The sequence below is a fragment of the Microcoleus sp. PH2017_34_RAT_O_A genome, assembly GCF_020737885.1.
Classification (GTDB): domain Bacteria; phylum Cyanobacteriota; class Cyanobacteriia; order Cyanobacteriales; family Microcoleaceae; genus Microcoleus.
Genome location: NZ_JAEQDD010000060.1, coordinates 70,507 through 93,591 on the forward strand (window position 1 = coordinate 70,507; position 23,085 = coordinate 93,591).

The 23,085-nt window shown below is 45.6% G+C and carries 28 protein-coding genes and 1 pseudogene; 15 read left to right on the top strand and 14 right to left on the bottom strand.

Going from position 1 to position 23,085, the window contains the following annotated elements:
• Positions 1-126: 126 nt before the first annotated feature.
• Positions 127-627, bottom strand: a complete 501-nt coding sequence (locus JGK11_RS20210) for a hypothetical protein (protein WP_293212605.1) — start codon at positions 625-627, stop codon at positions 127-129.
• 82 nt (positions 628-709) lie between these two features.
• Here JGK11_RS20210 and petN point away from each other — a divergent pair, with 82 nt between their 5' ends.
• The 4 genes and pseudogenes from petN to JGK11_RS20230 all read left to right on the top strand — a co-directional run bounded on the left by petN (position 710) and on the right by JGK11_RS20230 (position 2,247).
• Positions 710-799, top strand: coding sequence for a cytochrome b6-f complex subunit PetN (petN, locus tag JGK11_RS20215; protein WP_071883976.1), 90 nt, complete (start codon positions 710-712; stop codon positions 797-799).
• A 239-nt stretch (positions 800-1,038) separates the two neighbouring features.
• Positions 1,039-1,632 carry a DJ-1/PfpI family protein gene (locus JGK11_RS20220; RefSeq protein ID WP_293147241.1) on the top strand — a complete coding sequence of 198 codons (594 nt, stop codon included), beginning with the start codon at positions 1,039-1,041 and terminating at the stop codon, positions 1,630-1,632.
• A 103-nt stretch (positions 1,633-1,735) separates the two neighbouring features.
• Positions 1,736-1,962, top strand: a pseudogene (locus JGK11_RS20225) (DUF167 domain-containing protein).
• A 96-nt stretch (positions 1,963-2,058) separates the two neighbouring features.
• A complete protein-coding gene (locus tag JGK11_RS20230; protein WP_293179667.1) occupies positions 2,059-2,247 on the top strand; it encodes a CsbD family protein in 189 nt (62 codons plus the stop codon).
• 113 nt (positions 2,248-2,360) lie between these two features.
• Here JGK11_RS20230 and JGK11_RS20235 read toward each other — a convergent pair whose 3' ends face one another.
• The 4 genes from JGK11_RS20235 to JGK11_RS20250 all read right to left on the bottom strand — a co-directional run bounded on the left by JGK11_RS20235 (position 2,361) and on the right by JGK11_RS20250 (position 6,787).
• Entirely contained in the window at positions 2,361-2,516 is a 156-nt protein-coding gene (locus tag JGK11_RS20235; protein WP_293212607.1) for a DUF4926 domain-containing protein, read from the bottom strand.
• A gap of 109 nt (positions 2,517-2,625) precedes the next feature.
• Positions 2,626-2,865, bottom strand: a complete 240-nt coding sequence (locus JGK11_RS20240; protein ID WP_293212609.1) for a DUF6883 domain-containing protein — start codon at positions 2,863-2,865, stop codon at positions 2,626-2,628.
• A 338-nt stretch (positions 2,866-3,203) separates the two neighbouring features.
• The gene (locus JGK11_RS20245; RefSeq protein ID WP_293179657.1) at positions 3,204-5,192 is read right to left on the bottom strand and encodes a calcium-binding protein; all 1,989 of its coding nucleotides are present in this window, start codon (positions 5,190-5,192) and stop codon (positions 3,204-3,206) included.
• Positions 5,193-5,653: 461 nt separating this feature from the next.
• Positions 5,654-6,787, bottom strand: coding sequence for a cob(I)yrinic acid a,c-diamide adenosyltransferase (locus JGK11_RS20250; protein WP_293179654.1), 1,134 nt, complete (start codon positions 6,785-6,787; stop codon positions 5,654-5,656).
• A 229-nt stretch (positions 6,788-7,016) separates the two neighbouring features.
• Here JGK11_RS20250 and fraC point away from each other — a divergent pair, with 229 nt between their 5' ends.
• From fraC to larE, 5 genes are all read left to right on the top strand, one after another.
• Positions 7,017-7,535, top strand: a complete 519-nt coding sequence (gene fraC, locus JGK11_RS20255; protein WP_293147226.1) for a filament integrity protein FraC — start codon at positions 7,017-7,019, stop codon at positions 7,533-7,535.
• 5 nt (positions 7,536-7,540) lie between these two features.
• Complete coding sequence (locus JGK11_RS20260; protein WP_293179651.1) at positions 7,541-8,539, top strand: DUF5357 family protein; 999 nt, start codon at positions 7,541-7,543, stop codon at positions 8,537-8,539.
• Positions 8,540-8,890: 351 nt separating this feature from the next.
• Positions 8,891-9,664, top strand: a complete 774-nt coding sequence (locus tag JGK11_RS20265) for an ABC transporter permease (protein ID WP_293179648.1) — start codon at positions 8,891-8,893, stop codon at positions 9,662-9,664.
• A 157-nt stretch (positions 9,665-9,821) separates the two neighbouring features.
• Positions 9,822-10,706, top strand: a complete 885-nt coding sequence (locus tag JGK11_RS20270; RefSeq protein WP_293179645.1) for a Uma2 family endonuclease — start codon at positions 9,822-9,824, stop codon at positions 10,704-10,706.
• A gap of 101 nt (positions 10,707-10,807) precedes the next feature.
• On the top strand, positions 10,808-11,635 hold the full coding sequence (gene larE, locus JGK11_RS20275) for an ATP-dependent sacrificial sulfur transferase LarE (protein WP_293179642.1): 828 nt from the start codon (positions 10,808-10,810) through the stop codon (positions 11,633-11,635).
• On the opposite strand, the gene JGK11_RS20280 is transcribed toward larE, so the two are convergent.
• Together JGK11_RS20280 and JGK11_RS20285 are read right to left on the bottom strand one after the other, a co-directional pair.
• On the bottom strand, positions 11,636-12,094 hold the full coding sequence (locus JGK11_RS20280; protein WP_293179639.1) for a hypothetical protein: 459 nt from the start codon (positions 12,092-12,094) through the stop codon (positions 11,636-11,638).
• A 5-nt stretch (positions 12,095-12,099) separates the two neighbouring features.
• Complete coding sequence (locus JGK11_RS20285) at positions 12,100-12,423, bottom strand: polymorphic toxin type 24 domain-containing protein (protein WP_293179636.1); 324 nt, start codon at positions 12,421-12,423, stop codon at positions 12,100-12,102.
• A 153-nt stretch (positions 12,424-12,576) separates the two neighbouring features.
• On the opposite strand from JGK11_RS20285, the gene JGK11_RS20290 reads away from it, so the two are divergent.
• A complete protein-coding gene (locus tag JGK11_RS20290; RefSeq protein ID WP_293206628.1) occupies positions 12,577-13,269 on the top strand; it encodes a GDSL-type esterase/lipase family protein in 693 nt (230 codons plus the stop codon).
• Between the two features lie 238 nt (positions 13,270-13,507).
• Here the strand turns inward: JGK11_RS20290 and JGK11_RS20295 are convergent, their stop codons facing one another.
• Complete coding sequence (locus JGK11_RS20295; RefSeq protein ID WP_293179630.1) at positions 13,508-15,379, bottom strand: polysaccharide biosynthesis/export family protein; 1,872 nt, start codon at positions 15,377-15,379, stop codon at positions 13,508-13,510.
• A 301-nt stretch (positions 15,380-15,680) separates the two neighbouring features.
• Here JGK11_RS20295 and JGK11_RS20300 point away from each other — a divergent pair, with 301 nt between their 5' ends.
• From JGK11_RS20300 to JGK11_RS20315, 4 genes are all read left to right on the top strand, one after another.
• Positions 15,681-16,370, top strand: coding sequence for a class I SAM-dependent methyltransferase (locus tag JGK11_RS20300; protein WP_293193175.1), 690 nt, complete (start codon positions 15,681-15,683; stop codon positions 16,368-16,370).
• A gap of 94 nt (positions 16,371-16,464) precedes the next feature.
• Positions 16,465-17,469, top strand: coding sequence for an endonuclease NucS domain-containing protein (locus JGK11_RS20305; RefSeq protein WP_293193174.1), 1,005 nt, complete (start codon positions 16,465-16,467; stop codon positions 17,467-17,469).
• Positions 17,470-17,752: 283 nt separating this feature from the next.
• Entirely contained in the window at positions 17,753-18,391 is a 639-nt protein-coding gene (locus tag JGK11_RS20310) for a histidine phosphatase family protein (protein WP_293193173.1), read from the top strand.
• Positions 18,392-18,535: 144 nt separating this feature from the next.
• Positions 18,536-19,303: a YebC/PmpR family DNA-binding transcriptional regulator gene (locus tag JGK11_RS20315; protein ID WP_293193172.1), complete on the top strand. Its 768-nt coding sequence runs from the start codon at positions 18,536-18,538 to the stop codon at positions 19,301-19,303.
• 180 nt (positions 19,304-19,483) lie between these two features.
• On the opposite strand, the gene JGK11_RS20320 is transcribed toward JGK11_RS20315, so the two are convergent.
• The 6 genes from JGK11_RS20320 to JGK11_RS20345 all read right to left on the bottom strand — a co-directional run bounded on the left by JGK11_RS20320 (position 19,484) and on the right by JGK11_RS20345 (position 21,396).
• Positions 19,484-19,705 (bottom strand): type II toxin-antitoxin system HicB family antitoxin, encoded by a 222-nt coding sequence (locus JGK11_RS20320; protein ID WP_293179612.1) that lies wholly within the window; start codon positions 19,703-19,705, stop codon positions 19,484-19,486.
• The gene (locus JGK11_RS20325; protein WP_293179609.1) at positions 19,702-19,959 is read right to left on the bottom strand and encodes a type II toxin-antitoxin system HicA family toxin; all 258 of its coding nucleotides are present in this window, start codon (positions 19,957-19,959) and stop codon (positions 19,702-19,704) included. The genes JGK11_RS20320 and JGK11_RS20325 overlap by 4 nt, the downstream gene beginning before the upstream one ends.
• Positions 19,960-20,023: 64 nt before the next feature.
• A complete protein-coding gene (locus JGK11_RS20330; RefSeq protein ID WP_293206638.1) occupies positions 20,024-20,344 on the bottom strand; it encodes a helix-turn-helix domain-containing protein in 321 nt (106 codons plus the stop codon).
• A 19-nt stretch (positions 20,345-20,363) separates the two neighbouring features.
• Positions 20,364-20,810, bottom strand: coding sequence for a helix-turn-helix domain-containing protein (locus tag JGK11_RS20335; protein WP_293212611.1), 447 nt, complete (start codon positions 20,808-20,810; stop codon positions 20,364-20,366).
• A gap of 79 nt (positions 20,811-20,889) precedes the next feature.
• Positions 20,890-21,114 carry a type II toxin-antitoxin system HicB family antitoxin gene (locus JGK11_RS20340; protein ID WP_293179600.1) on the bottom strand — a complete coding sequence of 75 codons (225 nt, stop codon included), beginning with the start codon at positions 21,112-21,114 and terminating at the stop codon, positions 20,890-20,892.
• 51 nt (positions 21,115-21,165) lie between these two features.
• Positions 21,166-21,396, bottom strand: coding sequence for a type II toxin-antitoxin system HicB family antitoxin (locus JGK11_RS20345; RefSeq protein ID WP_293179597.1), 231 nt, complete (start codon positions 21,394-21,396; stop codon positions 21,166-21,168).
• 228 nt (positions 21,397-21,624) lie between these two features.
• Here JGK11_RS20345 and purB point away from each other — a divergent pair, with 228 nt between their 5' ends.
• Positions 21,625-22,920 (top strand): adenylosuccinate lyase, encoded by a 1,296-nt coding sequence (gene purB / locus JGK11_RS20350; RefSeq protein WP_293212625.1) that lies wholly within the window; start codon positions 21,625-21,627, stop codon positions 22,918-22,920.
• The last annotated feature ends 165 nt before the right edge of the window (positions 22,921-23,085 follow it).

The window sequence follows — 23,085 nt, forward strand, 5'->3', positions numbered from 1 at the left end:
CTTGCCTGTTCAAAAAAATTCTGGGCGGGCTAGAAGCCCACCCCACAAGATAATTTACTGCTTGTGGAACAGGCATCTTGCCTGTTCAAAAAAATTCTGCCTGATTTGAGTAAAATCCGATCGCACTCAAGAATCAAAAGGTTTAATCAACGATCGCCCGTTAGCGAAGCCCTCAAAGACGATCGCCCAATCCAACACCAAACCTGCGATCGCAAACAATACCACACTCTCGACCCCAACCACCGCAAACGGTAATAACTCCTGCAAACCCGGCATTTTCCCCGCCTCAAAAGACAATCCAGCATCCAACTGTCCAAAAGCCCGCACCAACCCAAAAGCCAACACCACGCCAGATTTAAGCTGCCGGTTAGTATCGCAGCGAATCGCATAGCGGTAAGTCACGCCGAACAAAAAACCGCCCACAAGTGCCATCAATCCTCTCAATCCAAAATTTAGGTCAATTTCCCTGACCTGCAAACCCGCCAGAGCATCCCACCTCTGGGCTAAGATTAAGCTGTTAACAAGGGCGATCGACCCAAAAGCCAGCAAACAAGAAAAAGCAGCAACACTCCCTGCTTTCAAAGATTCTACCCGCTCAGCGGGACTAAAATTTGACGAGTCCTTCACAGCGCCCTCATTTCAAAAATAGCTCAAATTGACTTATGATAAGCTTTGGAGTCACTTTGTACAGTTTGTTCAATAAATAGCTATGGATATTTTGTCACTCGGTTGGGTTTCGGTGCTAGTTTTGTTCTCCTTCTCAATTTCAATGGTAATTTGGGGCCGCAACGGTTTCTAAATTCCAGAATAGCTGGCGGGGCAGGCTTTTTAACTGCCCTGCATTTTTTTTAATCCTATTTAAGCAAATACGCTTGGGTTAAAACTGTTTATTCCTCGGAGATCCCCCTAAATCCCCCTTAAAAAGGGGGACTTCGCAGCACCTTCTTGTTCCCCCCTTTTTCAGGGGGGCTAGGGGGGATCAGCCTTATCTAAAGTCTATTGCTATTTAAGCAAATCAAAATAACAGGAGTTACAAACATGGCTGCAAAAAAAATCTTAATGCTAGTCGGCGACTTTGTAGAAGACTACGAAGTAATGGTTCCATTCCAAGCATTGCAAATGGTAGGTCACACCGTCCATGCAGTCTGCCCCGACAAAGCCGCAGGTCAAACAATTCGCACCGCAATTCATGACTTTGAAGGCGATCAAACCTACAGCGAAAAACCCGGTCACAACTTTACTTTAAACGCAACTTTTGACGAAATTAACGCCGCAGACTACGACGCTTTGATTATCCCTGGAGGACGATCGCCAGAATACATCCGCCTCAACGAACAAGTGCTGCAAATTACCCGCTACTTTGCCAACAGCAAAAAGCCGATCGCATCTATTTGTCACGGATTGCAAGTCCTCACCGCCGCCGGCGTGCTCGAAGGCAAACGCTGTACCGCATACCCAGCTTGCAGCCCCGACATCCTCCGGGCTGGTGGCAAATATACCGAAGTTCCCGTTACCGAAGCCGTAGTCGATGGCAATTTAGTCACAGCCCCCGCATGGCCTGCACATCCTAACTGGCTGGCTGAATTTCTCAAAGTTTTGGGAACAAAAATCGAACATTCAGATAGTCATTAGTTATTAGTTATTAGTTATTAGTTATTAGTTATTAGTTATTGGTTATTGGTTATTGGTTATTGGTTATTGGTTATTGGTTATTAGTTATTGAGTTGTTAGTCACATGAAAAATTTTGCAGTCAAAGTTAAAACTAATTCCAAACAGCAAAGCATCCAAGAGCAACCAGACGGCAGCCTGACAGTACACCTCAAATCCCCGCCCGTGGATGGAAAAGCCAATAAGCAGAGTTAATCGTGCTGTTGGCGAAAAAGTTTAAAGTGCCCAAATCGGCGATCGCAATTAAATCCGGTCTTTCCTCCCGCAATAAACTTGTCGAAGTTCCGATTTAACCAATCTTTAGATAGATATCTAAATCTTTCTCAAGATAGATTAAGACTCAGCTTTTAATTTATACAGTAGTAGTTGTAAGGTTAGGAGAAAAAATTATGACCATTGAAAATAGAGTCGAAGCAACTGCCAAGAATATTGAAGGCAAAATTCAAGAAGCTGTGAGCGAAGTTACAGGCAACCAAAAAGATAAATTAGAAGGTCAAGCCAAGCAGGACGAAGCATCAGCAATTCACATGAAAGAAGACCTCAAAGATAAAGCCAAAGAGATTGTAGACCGAGCATAAAGTATTTCTTGCGACAAGTTTCCTGCCTACTAAATCCCGCAAATAACATATCGTTTGCGGGATTTTTTTTAGAGATACTTTTTGTAGATTAGAAAAATCATTGCTGGCAAAATCTATCGGCTAACTGCCCCTACAGATTCTACTAAATCATAATGTAAAAGCATTAATTTTGTAGCGAGGATTGTTTCCATTGCATAAGTTGTGCCATCTTGATGAGAAAATTCTACCTCAAAAGCACTGCCATCAAATTCCATCACGACTGTTCCCACTTATCCTTTATATAATTTAATGATTTGTTTTGTTTCAAAATGGGTTGCTTCTAAATCTTCAGTTAAAGCAACAATATCTAGGTCTTTAATTTTTTTCATTGTTTTTACCTCACTTTTTGACGGGATAACAACTTGTCAATCTGGGGAAAGTTTCACCTGAGCGGACGATCCAAGCTGCTAGAATCAGAGATTCACCTACTTCGGTTTTCAACAAGAATTTCATGTTGTAATGTGTTCCGTATTCATTGTTTTTCTGAATAACAACATCTTCGTTAATAGCAGCTTCTTTTAAAGCCTGTTTGAGCATTTCAGCATTTTCTAGGGTAATGCCTAACTTACTGGCAAACAAAATATAGCGGTTCGAGCTCCCATATGAGGTATGTTGTTGGGCTTGGGCCCTCTTAGTTTAAGGAATGATTGATTGGTGGCAAAATCGATCGGTGAATCTGCCCTTCCTTTTAATGCCAATGTTATAAAAGCCCGATGCCCCATCCCTCCGCTTCGCTCCGCCCAATGCCCAATTCCCAATTCCCAATTCCCAATTCCCCATGCAATAAAAAAGCTAGGGATTCATATCCCTAGCTGGAAACATAGCACAATTAGTTTTTAGAGTTGGCGCGGGCGATGGCTTACGCCCCGCTACGCTACGGCTTTTTCCAAACCGACTCCCACCCGCTGCCACCTAAATTAAATCAGGGTAATATCAGTCGCCGTCAAGCCTGGTCGGCCGTTCAGCAGTGCCAGTTGAATTGGTGCTTGGCCGCCAGCACCGTCTTGGTCGTACAGCAAGCGACCTGTGGAACCTTCGTAAACGAGGACTGCTTGTCCTGGAGTTGCTCCTGCAGGAGTCAGATCGTTGTTGTAAGTTCCGGTTTCCACCTGTAAGAACGCCCTGGAAGAAGGTCGATTTGGCAGACTATTGTCAAATGGTGGTAACAGGAAGGAGTCGAAGTTCAATACCAACTTGTCACGGCCGACTTCAAAATCGCCGATTTGGTCTGGGCTGCTACCCAGGCTACCGTTGGCGTTGATCGTGACGCCCTCGCCGAAGTTGTTGTAGTAGAAGCTGTCATTGCCGGCGCCGCCAATCAGCGTGTCTGCACCGGGCCCGCCACCGAGAGAGTCGTTGCCGTCTCCTGCGAGCAAATAGTCGTTCCCAAAGCCGCCCAACAGCGTGTCGTTTCCGCCGCCGGCATTTAAGGTGTCGTCCCCGTCAGATGTCGATCCAGTAGGAAGACTGCCGGGGCCGCCGAACAGTATGTCGTCGCCAGCACCGGTAGTGATGACATCAGTACCGTTGCCGCCAATGATGAAGTTGGAACCTAAGGTATCGGTAATGAGGTTTGTCGATGTGGCACCGGCAAAGTTGACACTGGTGGCGTAGGAGATAAAGTCGTTACCAGCAAAAGAGCCAACCAATCGATCGCGTCTGCTACCAAACACGATCGTGTCACTTCCTTCACCACCGTTCATGAAGTTTGTGACGGTGCCGGTGGTAGTAAGGTTAGTGCTGGTGTTGCCAAGTAACAGATCGTCACCCAGGCCGCCGTCAAGAGTAATCAGCGCAGTAGTAGTACCGATCGCAAAAGTGGTGGCATCGATCGTATCGTTGCCATCTCCACCGAAGGCTTGATTAAAGATGCCGCTCAAGCTGTCATTGCCACCGCCACCGATCATGCTATCACTCGCAAAAGCTGCAACGATCGTGTCGTTACCATCTTCGCCATTGAGCAAGTTGCGACCCGCGAAGCCTGGAAATGAACTCGACGCGCCTACGCTGGAAAGTGCAGACACCGTAGACGACTTGATGAAGTCATCGCCTGCGCCTCCCAATGCCGTATCCTGAGTAGCAAAAACCGTGATCGTGTCGTTACCAGCACCGCCGTCCAACAAGTTTTTGCCGGTACCAAAGTCGCCGATACCGCCTAGGAGAGAATCGTTGCCCTCACCGCCGAGCAAGGTTGTTTTCTCAATGCCGATCGTGATGACGCTCGAAGAAAACGGACTCGACTGGGTACTGTTGAGAATGACTAAGGTGTCGTTGTCTAGGTCGCCGGAAAGATAGCTGTTGCTGGCCACACCGTATATTGTGTCGTTGCCTTTACCGCCGATCAGAGTATCTTTCTGATTGATACCTACAACAAAGTCGTCGCCCAAGTCTCCGCGCAGGAAGTTGCTGCCTTGATTGCCACCGGCACTGCCGCCGATGCGAAGACCGAGGTTGTTGCCGCCGCCTGCGATGAAGAAGCCGAGGGAGTCATTGTCCTTACCACCGTAGAGGGTGTCTCTTCCGAGGGCGCCTCCGAGCATCGTATCTGCGCCCTGATTACCAAACATCAGGTTGCCATCGACTGTGCCTTGGAGCAAGTCATCTCCCGCACCGCCCAACAGCGTCGAATTCCGGCTTTGAGCAATTACGGTGTCACTGCCTCCATCGCCCGACAGGAAAACCCGCTCGCGCTGGCCTACTAATGAATCTTCGTCAGGGCCACCGTATAGGCTATCGTTGGGGCCGACGGAAATTAGAGTATCGTTATCGCGTTCGCCAAATATTAAGCTGCCGCCGAGGGTAGAAGTTGTAATTAAATCCCCCCCCGCTCCGGCAAAGATTGTATCCGGGCCCAGTCCCGGAGTGTTTAAATTAGTTTGATCGGAATTGTCAGTTAACGTTGTCATACAGCTTCACTCCTCTACTTGTTGGTCATCGCTTGTGCGACTACAGACACTGCCTAGAACACCGAATGTTTGGATGCCGCTGTAGTTTAACCTGTTTGCCAGCCGCAAGTCTAGCCTACTGGTGTTAACCCTGTCTAGACTTTCTCCCTCGCGGACTTTTTGCTTGTAAGCTTTTATTTTCAATGTCTTCACCCTTTAATAATCCTTGTGCAATGTCTCATGTGCTCACGCTCAAGAAGACGCGGCTCACATTCTTAATGTTCCATTCTGGATTGGCGCTCGGGGATCGCCTCCGGGGAAGGAAATTAAAGATTAACAAGGGTCGATCGCGCGATCGCCAGACAAAGAAAAGTGAGAGATTGGTTACTTGGTTACAACGCTTTGTGGCAATTTCCGGTTTCCCAGGCAGGGCCGTCTTTAAATAATTCTGGCTCGGATTGAACTCCGCACCGCTCTGGGGTCTAAAAGTCTACACCCCGCTTTAGTTCTACGCCCCGATCGCCGTAGTGTTTGTGACAGTATACCTCCGAGTGTACGCTTGCCAAGTCAAAGTAACCATGGGGTTTGTGGCAGCGCCCGGTGATAATGATTTCTGTATCGCGGGGCTTTCGCAGCAGGGCTTCGACGATCGGCTCTACCGGCAGCAGTTCTAAGTCTACTGTTGGATTGAGTTCGTCGAGAATGATCGTTTTATACCAGCCGCTGGCGATCGCCGTTTTGGCGATTTCCCAGCCGCGTTCTGCCTCGATGCAATCTAACTCTTGCTGTTGCCCCCGCCAAACTATAGCATCTCGGCCACACCGCTGGTGGTCTACTAACTGGGGGTAACTTTGCCGCAAAGCTGCGATCGCCGCATCTTCTGTATAGCCACTACCACCTTTGAGCCATTGTACAATTAAGACGCGGTGAGATTGGTCTTGGCTGATACCCTTACCTATTGCCTGCAAAGCTTTCCCCAATGCGCTCGTAGATTTGCCTTTGCCCGCTCCTGTGTATATTTCGATACCTGAAATATTGTGTTCGGCCGCTGCGGGGTGATAGTGGGGCTTCATTTCTGAGTGCAAGTCGGCAATATCCAGCAAAGCTTCGGGGGCCGCTCGGCCAGTGGCGATTACTTCTAAATATTCTGGTTTGTTTTTGAGGGTTTGGACTACTTCGTCCACTGGCAGCAAACCCAAGTCCAATACGGGGTTTAGTTCATCTAGAACTACTACAGAATAAAGCTCGCTGGCGATCGCTCCTTTGGCGATATCCCAGCCTCGCTGGGCTTCTGTGCGATCGAAGCGGGTGATTGCTTCGGCCCCAAAATATTCGGCTCTGCCGGTACGCACTTGGTCGATCAAGTGCGGAAATGCCCGTTGCAGGGCTTCTATTGCCCCGTCTTCGTCGTAGGAGCGGCCGGGGCCTTTGAGAAAGCGCAGCAACAAAACTCGCGTGGGCGAGTCAGAATTGATACCCAGCCCGATCGAGCGCAACACTACTCCCAAAGCTGCCTGAGACTTGCCTTTACCAGCGCCGTCGTAGACGTGAATCTGACCCGCGATGCGTTCTGAGCGAGATGACGCTGTCCGAATACCAATGCCATTCCTTACCATAATCCGCAGTTATTTGAGTCTGTCTCGGGGTGGGTATCCGATCGCACCCATTGAATGTTTAATATTTCCATTCTGTTGGCGGATCTCAACAGATTATAGGATAGAACCTAAACCACTTGATGTTCAGAAGGGCGATCGAAGAGGATTAGGGGCTAAAACCTGCGCTCTAGATTATTCCGCTTCTGATGTACAATTAAAATCTAACACGGGCTGATATACCTGAATGCTTATGATTGCGAGTGTTTTCCCATTTCGGACTGTTTTGGTGCAAATTTTAATGATGTTTTTGGCGATCGCGATCGAATCGTGGTTTCTGCAAAAACTACTGAAACTCGGCCCCAAAACCAGCGTTGAATATACAGCCATCCTCAATCTCGCTTGCACTTGCGTGGGTTGGTTAGTTTTCTTCGGCATTGAAAGCGTTATTTCCAAAGAATGGCGAGAAGAACTTATCGGTTATATTTTATTAGGCGGAGGTCAGAATACTTACTCTGCAATAACTGCGATTGCCCTCTCGGTATTGGCAATCACTTTTCTCGCCAAATGGCAGGGACTAGAATTCATAGAGAACATGGTTTCTGGTAACAAAAAAGCTTCCAAACCTCAGTTTTTGGGGCCGCCAACTCTCAGCCGCCGTCCTCCCAAAAAAACTTTTCGAGTAACTACCCAGTTTGGGGCAGTTTTAATCGCCCACACTGTTAGCAATTTCGTTATTTTAACCGTATTGTTTTTGCAAAGCGTCAATTGAAATCTATGATGAAGCAATTTTTGGATGTGACTCAGCAACTCACGAAGCTGACTAACAACCTTTGGGAAACCAATAAAAAATTTCAAAAGGCGATAATTCCGCCTAAAGTTGTCCACTGGAAGACGCCTTTACTGCTCAGCATATTTTTAGCTTTGCTGACGGTGGCGGCAATCACAGACTGGCCGACAAGAACTCTGATGTTTGATATGAGCTGGTTATTTTTTACACTGTCAATGGGTTTGCTGACCAGCCAGCAACCTTTTACGATTAAAAAAGTAAGTCTGAGTCCGTGGGTGACCAGCATCTTAATTGGCTTGTGGTTGCTGATCCGATTGCCGTCAGATAGGAAGGAAATAGCATGGATATCCGGCCCAATTATAGCAGTAATAATTTTGGGTGTAATAGAGATTTGGAATAGCGAGTCAAAACGGGAAGGTATCAGATCGTTAGTGCGGCCTCAGTTTTTGATGATTACTCTCATTCACCTGCTGATTTCCTGTTGGTTTGGATTTCACTTTTTAATTCAAGGTTGGATAGAACAATATCCGAGCGTTTTATCGCAGGATTTGAGGAAAAGCGATTATGTGGTGACATTTCAACAGCCAACTATTAATCGCTCCCGAGGAGTGGTCATCCTCAATGCAATGGATCGATACCTGCAAAATGAAGCTCGCACAAAACCGTGGGCGCAGGTAGAACAAATGTTAATAGATATTGACAACGAGCGATTTTTTCTGAAGAATCAAGCGTTAAAAACAATTCGGGTAGTCCCAGAAGATGCGAGCTGGGAGGTCAAAACTTCGATCGTCCAAGGAGAGTCCCGCTATCAGTTACAGATGCAGGCAACTTGGCTGGGGCTGGTGTTTAGACCCGAAATATATTCGTTGACCAAATCTTGCGAGGTGATCGATGTAGGCAATAGAGCGACTGTAACCTGCGACACTACCAAACCCTCTAAACCTGGACTGAAAAAAGATGGAACTTCGGGAGACAGTCAAGTTTGAGCTTGTCTCTGGCCGTTAGGAGAGGGGGAGATAAGGGAGATGGGAGAGGGGGAGAGGGGGAGAGGTGTAGAGGTGTAGGTTTTCCACTGGCAAAACCCAGCAAATCTAGACATTGCAAAGGTTTTGGGCTTTGGCTTGGCGGGAATCTCAAACTCTTATGGGATAAGGCTTTTACCAAAAAACCTACACCCGTCGGGATGGGAAGAGGGGGAGATGGGAAAAATCCTCTTTCTTCACCCTTGACTTCTACCCTCAACATCCATCCGTTACATCCGTTAAAAAATCCGTTGCCGAACTTCCCTCTTCCTTGCACTAAAATATGGCTAAAGTTGACTGCGGGTTAATAACTAGATGAATTTGAGAAGAATCTTGACAGTCGCGACTAATGTATATTGGGAAGTAATTCGCGATCGCATCCTTTACTTAATTATTATTTTTGCTCTGTTGATGGGAGCCTCGGTGCGCTTGATACCGGAATTGGCAGCGACAACCGAAAATAAAATTATCTTAGATATTGGTTTGGCTGCGATGAGCATCCTGGGTATAATTGTCACAGTCTTTGTGGCTACCGGACTGGTCAACAAAGAAATTGAAAAGCGGACTGTTTACCTGTTAGTTGCCAAGCCGATAAGCCGGGCTGAGTTAATTGTGGGCAAGCACTTAGGGATGTCGGCGGTGCTATTCGTTCTGGTAGCAGCAATGACTGTTATCTATCTGGTTATTCTGAGTTTGAGTCGCATTCCTTACCCTTTGGGCAGCATTTTAATCGCTTCGCTGTTCGTGTGGTTTGAGCTGTGCCTCATGGCCGGTGTGGGGATTTTATTTGGAGTTTTTAGCAGTTCGCTGCTGGCTACTTTACTGACATTTAGCGTTTATTTGATGGGACACTCGACGCGGGATTTAGTGGCTTTCGGCAAGTTAACTAAAAATCCTGGCATTGAACAATTGATGATGGGACTTTATCTAGTTTTGCCTGATTTAGCCCGGTTCAATTTGAGAAATGATGCTGTTTACGGACAAGTACCTTACTTGGCGGGTTTGATTACAGATGCGGGCTATGGTTTGCTGTATGTGGTGCTGCTGCTGTCAATTGCGATCGCCATATTTTCGCGTCGAGAATTTTAAAATATAGATTCCGCATTGTCAGCGGTAATTGTTTGCTGGAAGAGTCCTCGCTGCAAACGAATTTGATTGTGGAATTAGCACGCTAAGATATAGAGAAGGTTGTCGATCGCCAATCTCGACTAAAAGTCAAACTTTTATTGGTAAAATGAGGTGACTTATGACTGCTGTAATTCACAAACCGATATCGCAGCTAAAAATTACCTGGCCGCTGCTTCCCGATGATTTTATTCTACCAGATGACCCCGTGGAAAATATAGAACATCCTTTAATCTCTAACGGTTTGCGCCAGTCTGTAGTGGATTCCCCGGAACTAATCCAAGATGCACTCATAGTTTCTAATTTTGCTTTGTGTGCTGCTGTGGACGATCGCACTATTTGCAAAGCCCCAGACTGGATGTACGTGCAACCGGTTCAACCTTGGCCTCACAGCTATCCCCGCCGCAGTTACACGCCTCATACCGAAGGAACAGTGCCTTTTGTAGTGATGGAATTTCTCTCAGCTACTTACGGCGATGAATACTCCGTCGAACACACAGAAGAAATCGGCAAGTGGTTCTTTTACGAACAAGTAATCAAAGTTCCTCGCTATGTCATTTTTCGGCCGCATACAGGCAGAATAGAAGTTTATGCGCTGGAATCCGATCGCTACAACAATCAAGATCCTGATGAAAATGGGCGTTATTTGATACCTGGATTAAATCTATTTTTGGGAGTTTGGGTGGGAACTCGGGAAGGTAGAACAGGAAATTGGCTGCGCTGGTGGAATGCAGACGGAGAGTTGCTTTTGTGGCCGGAAGAACGGGCAGAAGTAGAACGTCAGCGGGCCGAAGCCGAAAGCCAGCGGGCAGAAGCCGAAAGCCAGCGGGCAGAAGCTGAAAGCCAGCGGGCAGAAGCTGAAAGCCAACGCGCCGAAGCTGAAAGCCAGCGGGCCGATCGCGAACAGCAAGATAAAGAGTCCGCCCAAACGCTGTTGGAACAGGAAAGACAGCGCAATCAAGAACTTTTGGCGCGATTGGCAGCCCTCGGTATCGATCCAGAATAACTAAACCCACCTAAAAAAACAGAATATTTAGATCCCCGACTTCGCAGAAGTTGTTGGGGATCTAATATCGATCGCCTTCTACAGTAATCCCAATTGAAATCATGTTAGTGAAAAAACTCGAAGAATTAAAAGACATTTTCGCGCTGATGGAACGAGCGCTGATTGCCTACTCTGGTGGCATTGACAGCACTTTGGTGGCAAAAATTGCTTTTGACGTGTTGGGCGATCGCGCTTTGGCTGTAACGGCTGTTTCTCCGTCTCTACTGACAGAAGATTTGGAAGATGCCCGGATTCAAGCCGCAGAAATTGGCATCGCCCACCAGGAAGTCGAAACTCAGGAAATGGCCAATCCTAATTATACTTCTAACCCGGTTAATCGCTGCTATTTTTGCAAAAGTGAACTGCACGATACTTTGAAACCGCTAGCACTTGCCAAGGGTTATCCTTATGTGGTGGATGGGGTGAATGGTGATGATTTAAAGGATTACCGCCCGGGGATTCAGGCTGCAAAGGAACGGGGCGCGCGATCGCCTTTAGCAGAAGTCGGCATGACTAAATTTGAAGTGCGACAGTTAGCAAGAGAATTGGGTTTGCCTTGGTGGGATAAACCGGCTCAACCTTGTTTGAGTTCGCGCTTTCCTTACGGTGAAGAAATCACCGTTGCAAAGTTGCAAAGAGTGGGGCGCGCTGAACGGTATTTGCGGCAGTTGGGGCTGAAAAATCTGCGCGTGCGATCGGATGGAGATACGGCGCGAATTGAATTGCCGGCCCAGGAGATTCGAGAGTTTGTATTAAATGCGGATTTGCCTGCATTGGTGGCGGTGTTTCAGCAGTTTGGTTTTGTGTACGCGACTTTGGATTTGGAGGGGTTTCGCAGCGGCAAATTAAATCAGGTTTTGCAACCTGAATTGTTGGGGGCGAAGGCTTGATTAATTATCTTGAAAAAATGTCACTACAACCGTGTGTTCGTCCCGATCGCATTTAACTTGAAAACGGCGCTGAGGATAAAGCGATTTTAGGCGACTTTCCCACATCTGAGCTAATGCTTGTCCCAAATACAATAAATTGTCACTGCTAGCGTTTTGGGCACCGGGGAGAATGTCATCAACGTGCTGGTGGTTCATCACCTGCTCAATTGCAGCGACATCATTCCCTAGCTCGATTTTCCACTGTTCGTAGATTTGACTGTTAAAGGCTTCGGACAAAAAGATGCCGCCTTCATGTTCGACAAAATCTGGCCAGAATAGTTTTGTGAAAGCTATGGCAATTTCAATATTAGCAGATCCAAAAAGATAATCCCAGAGTGAAAAATCATCGCCGTTGGCTTTTTTCCATTGCTGGAAATCGATTAGTTTATCTGCATTCAAGGATATTTGTTTGATGAACATAATTTCTAGGGTATTTCATCCAATCTAGCTGGCCTAACTGTTTTCTCAGCTTGCACATAAATGTCTCCTGCTGAGTTTTGGTTGTGTTTGTATTCAACGGCGTGAGGTGTCGGCACATTTGCATGAGCCCTTCCTGTCAAGTCTACTCGCTTAATTGCCCGTCCACTGTCATCGTAGACGATATAGCTGGTAATGTTCTTGCCATCCATGCGGTACAGTAAGTTTTGGGCACTTGCTCCATCTAGAGGAAATCTCCCGCTGACCTGGGTTCCGACGGCTATCAGGGTGCTAGCGGGGATGCCAACTGTCCAGTCAACTGGTTTAGACATAATATTAGTCCTAAATTATTTTACCATCTCAGTTTGATATATGTAGGGGTATTTGGAAATGTACAGAGTACAATTTATAGAAATTTGCACAAATGCTGACGGCTTGTTAAAGCAATAGCATAAACTGAAGTAGCAGCAAGAGTAGCAAGTTTTATGAAAGTTAAATTTAGATTGATCTGGGCCATCTTGGCTTTCTTGTTGTTCGCTTACATCCCGTTTCGGGTGTTAGCGGGCCCGCCACCTGCGGGAGATACAGTGAGCTCTGCCCTGTGGTGGCAAGTTTTGGTGTACAATCAGGTGCAGCAAATTAAAGACCGGCAATATCAAGGTTGCGTGTGGGGCGATTCTATTTCTTCGGCATTGGGCGATTCTTTGGGAGAAAAAAACTTTAATTTTGCGATCGGCGGAATGAGTTCTGTTTCTCTGCTAGAACAGCTTAAACTTGTAGTGCCCCAGGGGTTTACTTGCAAAAAATCAATTTTGGCGATCGGCACAAATGATGCTATGTACGGCATCAGCGACGAGCAGTTTGTCAGCAATTTGAAACAGGCGATCGCAATTATGCGATCGATCGGCACCAAACAGATTATTCTGATTCCTGCTTTTTACTCAACTCTTGCCGCCAGCTACAATCCTAAATTTGCCGGAACAATTGCCAGAGTTGATGAAATTAATGTTCTCATCAATCAAGTTGCCACCGACGAAAATATGACCGTGGAATCTAGTGGCATACAAGCCTTATTTAAGGAAAAAGCTCTAAATGGAGATTTAACGATAGACGGCGTTCACCTCAATGCCAAAGGTTTAGATATATACAGAAAAGTTTTGTTAAATATTTTGAATTAAACTTGACAACTCACACTTTATCTGACATAAGAATATCCTGCTAAACTCTTAATTTTAAGTCCGTTTATGCGGACTTGATTTATGTCATTTCAGTGAAGTAGGGTGCGTCATAAAAATGATATTTTTGCTACTTTCCTCACAATCTTAGAAGTGAGGCACCACGGAATCAATGGTGTGTCAGAATTAGATTTTTGTCACGATCGACAATTACTAAACTGACGCACCCTAGCGCTAAATATCAAGGAGTAGTAGTTGGCATAATTTGCTGTGGTTGTAGTTGCTGTAGCTGCTGATTTTGCTGCTGTTGAATTTGAAGTTGCCGATCTTGAAGCTCTATCTGCCGCTGTCTGTCTTCGAGTTGCAAGCGTCTGTCTTCAGCTTGCTGCTGTCTGTCTTCAGCTTGCCGCTGTCTTTCTTCACGCTGTAACTCTCTGTCTAGCAGTCTGTCTTGACGTTGCTCTTGTCTGTCTTCTCGTTGTTCTCGAAGCTGTCTGAGTTGATTTCGCCGATCGAAATCTCCTCCCAAAAATAAGTTCTGAAAAGCGTTGATAGTTGTTTGAAACCCAGTAAAAATTCCGCTAACGCTGCTGATTCCACCTGCAACTCCTGTTATCGGCTGCAAGAAAGTGGCAATATTGTCTGCAACCCTAGTATAGCCCGATCGCGCTACGAGAATCACATCGTTGTTTCGGAGAGTTGGGTTATTGTCAGGATTCAGCCCTTGAGCAAAATCGACATTAATAGTGCGGCGAGTAACAGTACCGTTGGGGTTCAAGCGCAGCAGTTCCACCTTATCTTTTTTAGCCCGCAATTGATTGAAACTACCCGCAGTCAGCAAAGCTTGGTGGAGGGATGTACTAGGTTTAACCTGTAAAGCTCCGGGCCTGATCACTTCCCCTACAATATTGATGCTGATCGCATTTGGAGAGAAACTTGTACTTCCGAGTTGGGCAACTTCAGCTAAGTCTACAGTAGATGCCGTCGGAATAATGACGCTATCTCCTTCTTGCAGTAAAACATCTTGAGTTGCATCACCTTTTTGCAGCAAATCCCACAGATTTACCGTGATAGTTTGTTCAGTCCCACCTCTGATACGGCGGCGGATTTGGACGCGACGAATGTCTGCTTCTGTGGTGATACCGCCAGCAATTTTGAGCGCTCTAGTGATTGTTGGTAGTCCGACAACGGCTCCTCCTCCTTGTTGTTGTTCAATAGAGACAAAACTCAGATCTGTTTGTTGGTTAGTCGATCGCAAATCCGAAGCAGATACAGTATAAGGCCCCGGCCTGTTGACTTCTCCGACAATTACCACGCCAATTGGTTTAGTAATATCAGCGGAAAAACTAGCACTGGCTCTTTGACGGACTTCTTGGGTATTGAGAGCACTTGCTGTCGGTACAAAAATTGTATCTCCATCTCGGATCGTGACATCTTGGCTCAAATTTCCCGTATCTAAAAAATCCTGCAAATTAACAGTAATAAGTTGTTCTGCTCCGCCTCTGCGGGGACGGCGAATTTGGACATTTCGCATATCTCCTGCGGATGTCACCCCTTTAGCAACTTGCAGCATTTCCATCAAAGTTGGAAATTTTACGCCTCCTCCGGTTCCTTCTCTGCTGGCATTAATTTTGTAGGAACCGGGGCGAGTAACTTCACCGGCAACACCTATATTTAGGGGGCGAGTAACCATCAGAGTCACCGTGACAACGGGAACATTGATGAAGGGTTCGTATCGCTTGGTAATGACGGTAGCGGCTTGTTGCAGCGTCAACCCTTGAATTGAGACGCTGCGAATGATTGGTAGATTGAGGGTTCCGTCAACTAAGACTTGATATTCTTTGCTAAATTCAGGGACGCCGAAGATATCTAAAGCAATGCGATCGCCCGGGCCTAAAGTATAAGCCGCTTCTTGTATCAGCGAACCCGAATTGCCGATCCGTGGGAAACTCGAACCCGGAGGCGGTGGTGGCGGTACTCTCGGCCTGTTTTGGTTCCTAGCGGGTGCAGGATTTCTGATGGCAGGCAACTGAGCTATACTGGGCAGCGAACTGCTCAGCACCAGGAGTGCTGACAAACTAAGACTTGTAGCGGTTTGAACGTTATGTTTCATCTTTCTTTCCTGGTTGCAGTCTGCCATTGAACGATCGCAATGCAAGCTAGTTAATTTTAGTTTATTTTCCGTTCTGTCCAGTGTAGCCTCGCTGCCCTGGAAAATCCAGAGGTGGAATCATAAAATTTGTGCGGCAATCGAGTACCTTCTTTATAAAGAAAGCGTAAAGCTAGCCAAATGTTCTCAAAATTATTTATACATAAGTCGGGATGCAAATCAACCCCCCGAAATAAAAGATCTAGAAAAAACGATCCTTCTTTGATGTAAAATATTAATAATTGTATCTGCGGGACAAAGACAAGTGTCACTAAAATTGGAGAAGGTAATTCCCTGGGGACGCTGCTTGGATGAATACATAGGAATGTTTAGCTTGACATCAAGTGACCTCAAGCGAGCAATTCTAGATTGTGCGGGCGGGCCGGCGAGTTTCAATGCCGAAATGACTCGCCAAGGTAACAAGGTGATTTCTTGCGATCCGGTTTATCAGTTTACGGCGGTGGAAATTGGCGATCGCATCCAAGAAACATATCAAACTGTGATTGACGCTGTTAAGGCCAATGTAGACGGTTACCTGTGGAACAGTTTTGAATCACCGTACCAGCTAGGCGAAGTGCGGATGAAAGCAATGCAGGAATTTTTAGCAGATTTTCCCTCTGGCTTGGAGCAAGGCCGCTACCTGACTGCTGAGCTGCCTGTTTTGCCCTTCGATAACGGTCAATTTGATTTAGCTTTGTGCAGCCATTTCTTATTTGCTTATTCTCACCTGCTTTCGGAAGAATTTCATCTAGAAGCAATTATGGAAATGTGTCGGGTTGCTAAGGAAGTGCGAGTGTTTCCGCTGTTGCAAAGTTTTAGCGGAGAGGAATCTGAGCATTTAAATCCGATTATTGCCGAATTGAAAAATAGAAATTTTCGTGTGGAAGTTCAAGAGGCTCCCTATGAGTTTCAAAAAGGTGGAAATAAGATGCTGCGAGTTAGGGGACAAATGTAACTTACCGGGCGAATGGAATTCGCGGCTATACAAACCATGTCCGCCTCCGCGGACTCAAAGACAATAGTTACTATATTCATATACCCAGGTCAAAATGCTCAGCAGCGCAGCCTTAAGGAAAACAGGGACAGGGTGGGAATTTGTCAGCGAAGAGGCTTTAGAGGATTTTGTCGAAGCTCATCTGGAGAGTTTGCTAGGCTTGACAGTCATCAAGCGACAATTCACTATCAACGAACAAAGATGCGACATCATCGCAGTTGATGACAATAAAAGTTTAGCAGTGCTGGAGTTGAAAAATGGTGAAGATCGATATATCGTCCAGCAGTTAACTCGTTATTATCATGCTTTGCTAGAGAGCAAACCTTTTGCCAACCAAGTAAACTACGATCCCCCTGTTCGTTTAGTCGCGATTGCGCCTATTTTTCACAGGGATAGTTTTACTGATAGGAAGTACAATCATCTACTTTTACAGTTTTTAGAATTTGCGATAGTTCCTGAGGGGGATAATTTATATCTCCATTTGAAAGATGTAGATACTGGGCATACTTCACAACTAGAGATTACATATCAAGAAATAGAAAGTACGGATAATATACGGAGTCCACCCAGAGAGTTTCGGAATCTACTCAAGAAGTTTATTGATGATGAACAGCAGGTAATCTGGAGAATTCGGGAGAAGATTCTCAGATTTGACACCCGTATACAAGAAATAATTTGCTCTAAAAGCATTAGCTATGGTAAAGGTAAAAGTAAACTATGCGCTCAGATTTGTGTAGATAGAAGAGCTGGGGAAGGTTATATTAGACCAGCACTCATGTTATGGCTACCTCTTTCCCCTTGGATCGATAACTGTAACAGGGTTGGGAGAATGGCAATTTATAACCGAAAGAGGAATGATGCTTTATCCCTGAGCAAAATAGATGAGTATTCTTATCTTCGCCACTGGCCGGTGGGTTCTCGTTATTCTGCTTCTGATTCGCAAGTTCTGACCTGGGATTTAAAACACTATGTAACTGAGATAAGTCAGCAAAATAAAGAATCTAATCCTCTGGATTATTTGGTAAATTTATCCTTGGAAAAATGGCGGGAAACACTTTAAGGTAAAAAATCATATAGCACCCATAATTTCTTGCCAAAATCACCATCCATCTGCGTCTATCTGCGTGCATCAGCGGTTAAAAACTTATATCAATAGCTTGACAAAAAATCAAAATTACCTAATTTTGATATAAATGGACTTACGCATGGGTGGCCAGAAACCGGGTTTTTCCCGAAAATGCTGCGCTGTAGTCCACAGATTAAATAAAAAACCCGGTTTCTTCGATCGCGTGGTGCGTAAGTCTAGATTATATTACATATAGAAACCAAAACATAAAATTCTCATGCCGCAAACAGTCTGGATCGCACGCCACGGAAACCGCATCGACTTCGTAAACCCCGACTGGTTTCTCACCGCAGAACACCGCTACGATCCCCATCTTTCCGAAGACGGTCACATTCAAGCCAAACAACTCGCCAATCGCCTCAAAGGTGAAGGAATTTCTCACATTTTCGCTTCCCCTTTTCTGCGAACTGTCCAAACAGCAAATCACGTTGCCGAAGCTCTCGATTTGTCAATTAAACTAGAGTGGGGAATCTGCGAATGGCTGAATTCTGACTGGATGACAGAAATGCCGGAAACTGAATCTGTCGAGGATTTGTGTCGGCGTTTTCCCAGGATAGATGCTTCCTACAAAGGCGGTATTGCTAATTATCCCGAAACAGGGGAAGCTTGTCTCAAAAGGGCGGGGGAAACTGCTAAACGCCTCGCTGCTGAGTTTCCCGAGGATATGTTATTAGTAGGTCACGGTGCGTCGGTTTTGGGAAGTGCGATCGGGCTGGTGGGCGATGCAGAAACTGAAATTAATGCTTCTTTGTGCTGTTTGGTGAAAGTGGTGCGGGACGGGGGCGAATGGTCGATCGCACTTAATGGCGATACTTCTCACCTCACGGACACTGAAACCGTTGTCCGCTTTAATTAAAGTTGAGATTCGTGCAAAAAATTGCATTATATGGTATGTGTACGGATTGTGCAGTACACGCCCTGCGTTAATCTCGTCTGTGAAAATCTGAGTGCTATCATTTAATGTCGATCGCACATTTTAAATCAAAAATCTTAAATAGGTATGGCAGGACACAGTAAGTGGGCGAATATTAAACGCCAAAAAGCTAGAGTTGATGCTGTTAAAGGCAAGGTTTTTGCCCGAATATCTCGCGAAATTATTGTCGCCGCCCGCAGCGGAGTTCCCGATCCCGCTGGCAATTTTCAACTGCGGACAGCTATTGAAAAAGCCAAGGCGGCGAGTATTCCTAATGAAAACATAGAAAGGGCGATCGCCAAAGGTGCCGGTTTAGCCGGAGGTAGTTCCGAATTAGAAGCCATTCGCTACGAAGGTTACGGCGTTGGCGGAGTGGCGATTCTGATTGAAGCGCTGACAGACAACCGCAACCGCGCGGCGGCTGACTTGCGAGAAGCTTTTAGTAAAAATGGTGGCAACTTGGGCGAAACTGGTTGTGTGGGGTGGATGTTCGACCACAAAGGAGTTTGTACAGTACGCGGCCCCATTGATGAGGAACAATTGTTTGAAGCATCCCTAGAAGCCGAAGCCGAATCCTACGATTTGATATCAATTGATGAGGATACTGAAGGTGCAGAAGTTTTTACAAGTGTGCCTAATTTGGAAAAACTGGCTGATGTTTTGAAACAAACAGGTTTTGCAGTTTTACAGTCAGAGACTCGCTGGATTCCGAGCAATACAGTGGAGATAGACACTCCTGAAAAAGCTCGATCGCTCCTTAAGTTAATGGACGCCTTGGAAGATTTGGACGACGTGCAAAGTGTGACCGCTAATTTTGAAATGACCGATGAATTGATGTCCTCAATTATGATTTAAAATCCCAAGGTTCGTAGTCAGGACTTTAGTCCGCATCAGGTTCATAGCAAAATTTGAAGGTTACTAGAACAATTACGGCTTTGTCGGAGTATGAAAGTTCGATCGCGAATTATCTGGGAGAAGCAGTCCAGTACCGGATGGGCGATCGGATGCAGTAAGGGGGATTTGTGCGATCGTTTGTCAAGTAGTAAGTTGATATATTGCGGGTCGGTATTTTGGTTCGGGAATGGGTTTTCCCGCAGTTGTTGCAGCTTCCAGCCATGCTGTTTTAGCAATCTGTACTTCCTGCAAAGCTAATTCTGGGGTTTCCCCAAAAGCGGAACAGTATTTTAAGTCGGGAATATCGGCAATATAGCCTTCATCTTCGTTGCTGTAAAAAATATTGATGTGATAGTCTTTCATGGTTGATCATCCTCTATTGTGAGAGCGTATTCCTCGATTATCGCTAAGAATTGACGGACTTGATAGGGTGTCACCTCGCCTTTCTTATTTTGAATGTTAACAATTTCTGGCACTTCAGGATGATTGAATATGTGATGGCTGCCACTGACTCTCGCCAGACTAAAGCCAAAGGCTTCAATCAGTGTCACCATTTCATTAAACTTGATGTTTTTTGACCCAGATAGCACCTTTTCTAAAATTTTACGCTTTTTCATCGCTCGCTCTTGATTGTACCTGGAATTTTAGGGTTTATTGATGCTGCTTGCAATCATAACATTCTTAATCTTGAACTATATCGTGTATTCGTGCTTCGTAAAATCCTTCCTCTTGAAGAAATTGAGTTAATTCCTTAAGTCCTTGGCGACGCTTGACTTTTCGCTGTTCTTGATAAATGATTAAATCCTTCAATTGAATTCGCCGATGGGAACCTACTTTGACACAAGAAATTGCTCCTTCATCTAGCAACTTGACAAGAAATGGTCGCGATACATTCAGGATATCGGCAGCTTGCTGCGTCGTCAGTTCGCGATTGTGAAGAATATCAAGCAAATATAGGGAAAACAAAAGACAAGCATTAAGTAGAACAGCAACTTTAGCCATATTAAAAAGTGAATTAATCCTATTCCTCGTATAAACCAGCTTCCTCAGTCATCTCGATTAGCTGGTTTAATAGTTTACGGCGCTTTCTGTCTCGCTGTTCTTGATAAATGATTAAATCCTTAAATCGAATCCTCCGATCGGAACCTACTTTGATATAAGGAATTGCTTCTTCATCTAGCAACTTGACTAGAAAAGGTCGCGATACATTTAGGATATTAGCAGCTTGTTGTGTTGTTAATTCGCGATTGTGACGAACGATCGAAACAGCCCGATTAGATGCCATCGCCTGCACAGCTTGATGCAGGATGTTGCAGACTGATTCGGGAAGGAGAATCTCTTCTCCGTTACTGGTGACTAATTTTGGCTGTGCGGATTCTCGGCTGAGTATCTGTGCTAATTGTGCTATAGATTCTTGTTCTTTTTCTGGAGGCAAAACAGACTCTGGCGATGCTTTTTGCTTTAACATAGCAAGATGTATTTTGATTGTTTTCTTGACGATAACACTTTTCACGGCGTAAACGCAATATCCGAAATAATCAAAATATTCAAACAGCCTGAAATAATCGTTCTAGCTTCTTAGTTACGGGCAATGGTTTACCTTCAGCTTGACAACTCTCAATTAGTAACTCCAGTACCTCTCGTGCATTGTAGATAGCTTCTTCATAAGAATCTCCGTGAGTTACCGGCTGCATTACATCCTCAAATTCAGGCAAAAATACGACAAAGCATCGATCGCCTTCCGACCATTGGATAACAACTGTATATTTCATGGTTCTGTCTCCTCTGCTTCGATTTGGCCAATTTTCCTCAATTATTTCGTTTTACGCTATCTGTAATCGTTTCCCCAACGTCTGAGGTTCTGGTAGAGGTTTGCCATCTTCTTGATAGAGTTCAATCAATGTTTCTAACAATTCTTGTCCGTGTTTTGCCGCTTCTTCGTAAGTGTGTCCGTGAGTGCAAGGCTGCATGACATCGGTAAACTCAGGTAAGCTGACAACAAAAAGTTGATCCTCTTTTGACCACTGGATAATGAGACTATAATTGCTATTCATTTGGAACCCTTTATAGGCGAATAGAGAAGAATGCCAGCTAATGAGGTTTAGGATATTGTAGCCGATCGCCCAAACGACAAAAACCGAGTTGATTTAAGAAACCGGGTTTTTACCAAATCTGCGGGCTACAACAAAGTATTTTCGTAAAAAACCCGGTTTCTGGACTTCCTGACTCTTGCATCCCCACACAGATGTACAATGGTGAGACCGAATTCCCCAACGACCACCGTGATTGACCGCTACACTCTGCCCGAAATGGGCAACATCTGGACTGAAACCGCCAAACTCAAAAGCTGGCTACAAGTAGAAATTGCTGTCTGCGAAGCTCAAGCCGAACTCGGCTACATCCCCGCCGCCGCAGTCGAAGAAATTAAAGCTAAGGCTAATTTTGACCCCAAACGAGTCCTCGAAATTGAAGAGGAAGTTCGCCATGACATGATTGCTTTCTTGACAAATGTCAACGAATATGTAGGCGATGCCGGCCGCTACATTCACCTCGGTTTAACCAGTTCCGATGTGCTCGATACTGCTTTGGCGCTGCAATTAGTCGCCAGCGTCAATATCTTGTTAGAACGTGTCGAAGATTTGAGCCAAGCTATTCGCTATCAGGCCCAACAACACCGCAATACTGTGATGGTTGGCCGATCGCACGGAATTCACGCCGAACCCATCACCTTTGGCTTTAAACTAGCAGGATGGCTGGCTGAAGTCCTTCGCAACCGCGCCCGATTGGTGAATTTGCGATCGTCGATCGCAGTTGGCAAAATCTCCGGTGCAGTCGGAACCTATGCTAATATCGATCCGCGCATCGAAGCGATCGCCTGTCAAAACCTCGGACTCGAACCCGATTGTGCATCGACTCAAGTCATTTCGCGCGATCGACACGCCGAATACGTCCAAACCTTAGCATTGTTAGCCGCATCGATCGAACGTTTTGCAGTCGAAATTCGCAACCTGCAACGCACCGACGTGCTCGAAGTCGAAGAATTCTTCTCCAAAGGGCAAAAAGGCTCATCCGCCATGCCCCACAAACGCAACCCGATTCGATCGGAAAGACTCACAGGGATGGCGAGAATTGTCCGCGCCAACGCCGTCGCAGCCTTAGAAAATGTGGCGCTTTGGCACGAAAGAGACATTTCTCACAGTTCCGTAGAACGGATGATTTTGCCCGACAGTTCTACAGTAACTCACTTCATGTTAGTGGAAACCACAGACTTAGTAAAACACCTGCTAGTCTATCCCGAAAATATGAAGCGAAACATGAATCTTTACGGCGGAGTTATCTTCAGTCAGCGCGTGATGCTAGCCTTGGTAGAAAAAGGAATGAACCGTGAAGAAGCATACAAAGTTGTGCAATCTTGCGCTCACGAAGCTTGGAACAAATCTGAAGGCAATTTCTATAATTTGATTGCTAAGGACGATCGCGTTACTGCTAAGATGACGAGCAAGGAAATTGATGATTGTTTCGATCCGCAGTATCAATTGAGGCACTTAGATTTAGTATATCAGCGGTTGGGAATTTAAAATTTTTTTGAATTTCCGACTTTGGATAGGCCCAACTTGCCCACCAAGTTTCTCTGCGATATATTGTACCAAATTCGGTTTTGAGATCCCCTTGATTCTTCAGTCCGCGGAGGCGGACTTTGTATGTGTAGAAGCGATTTCAATCGCCGATTCAATCGCCGATCG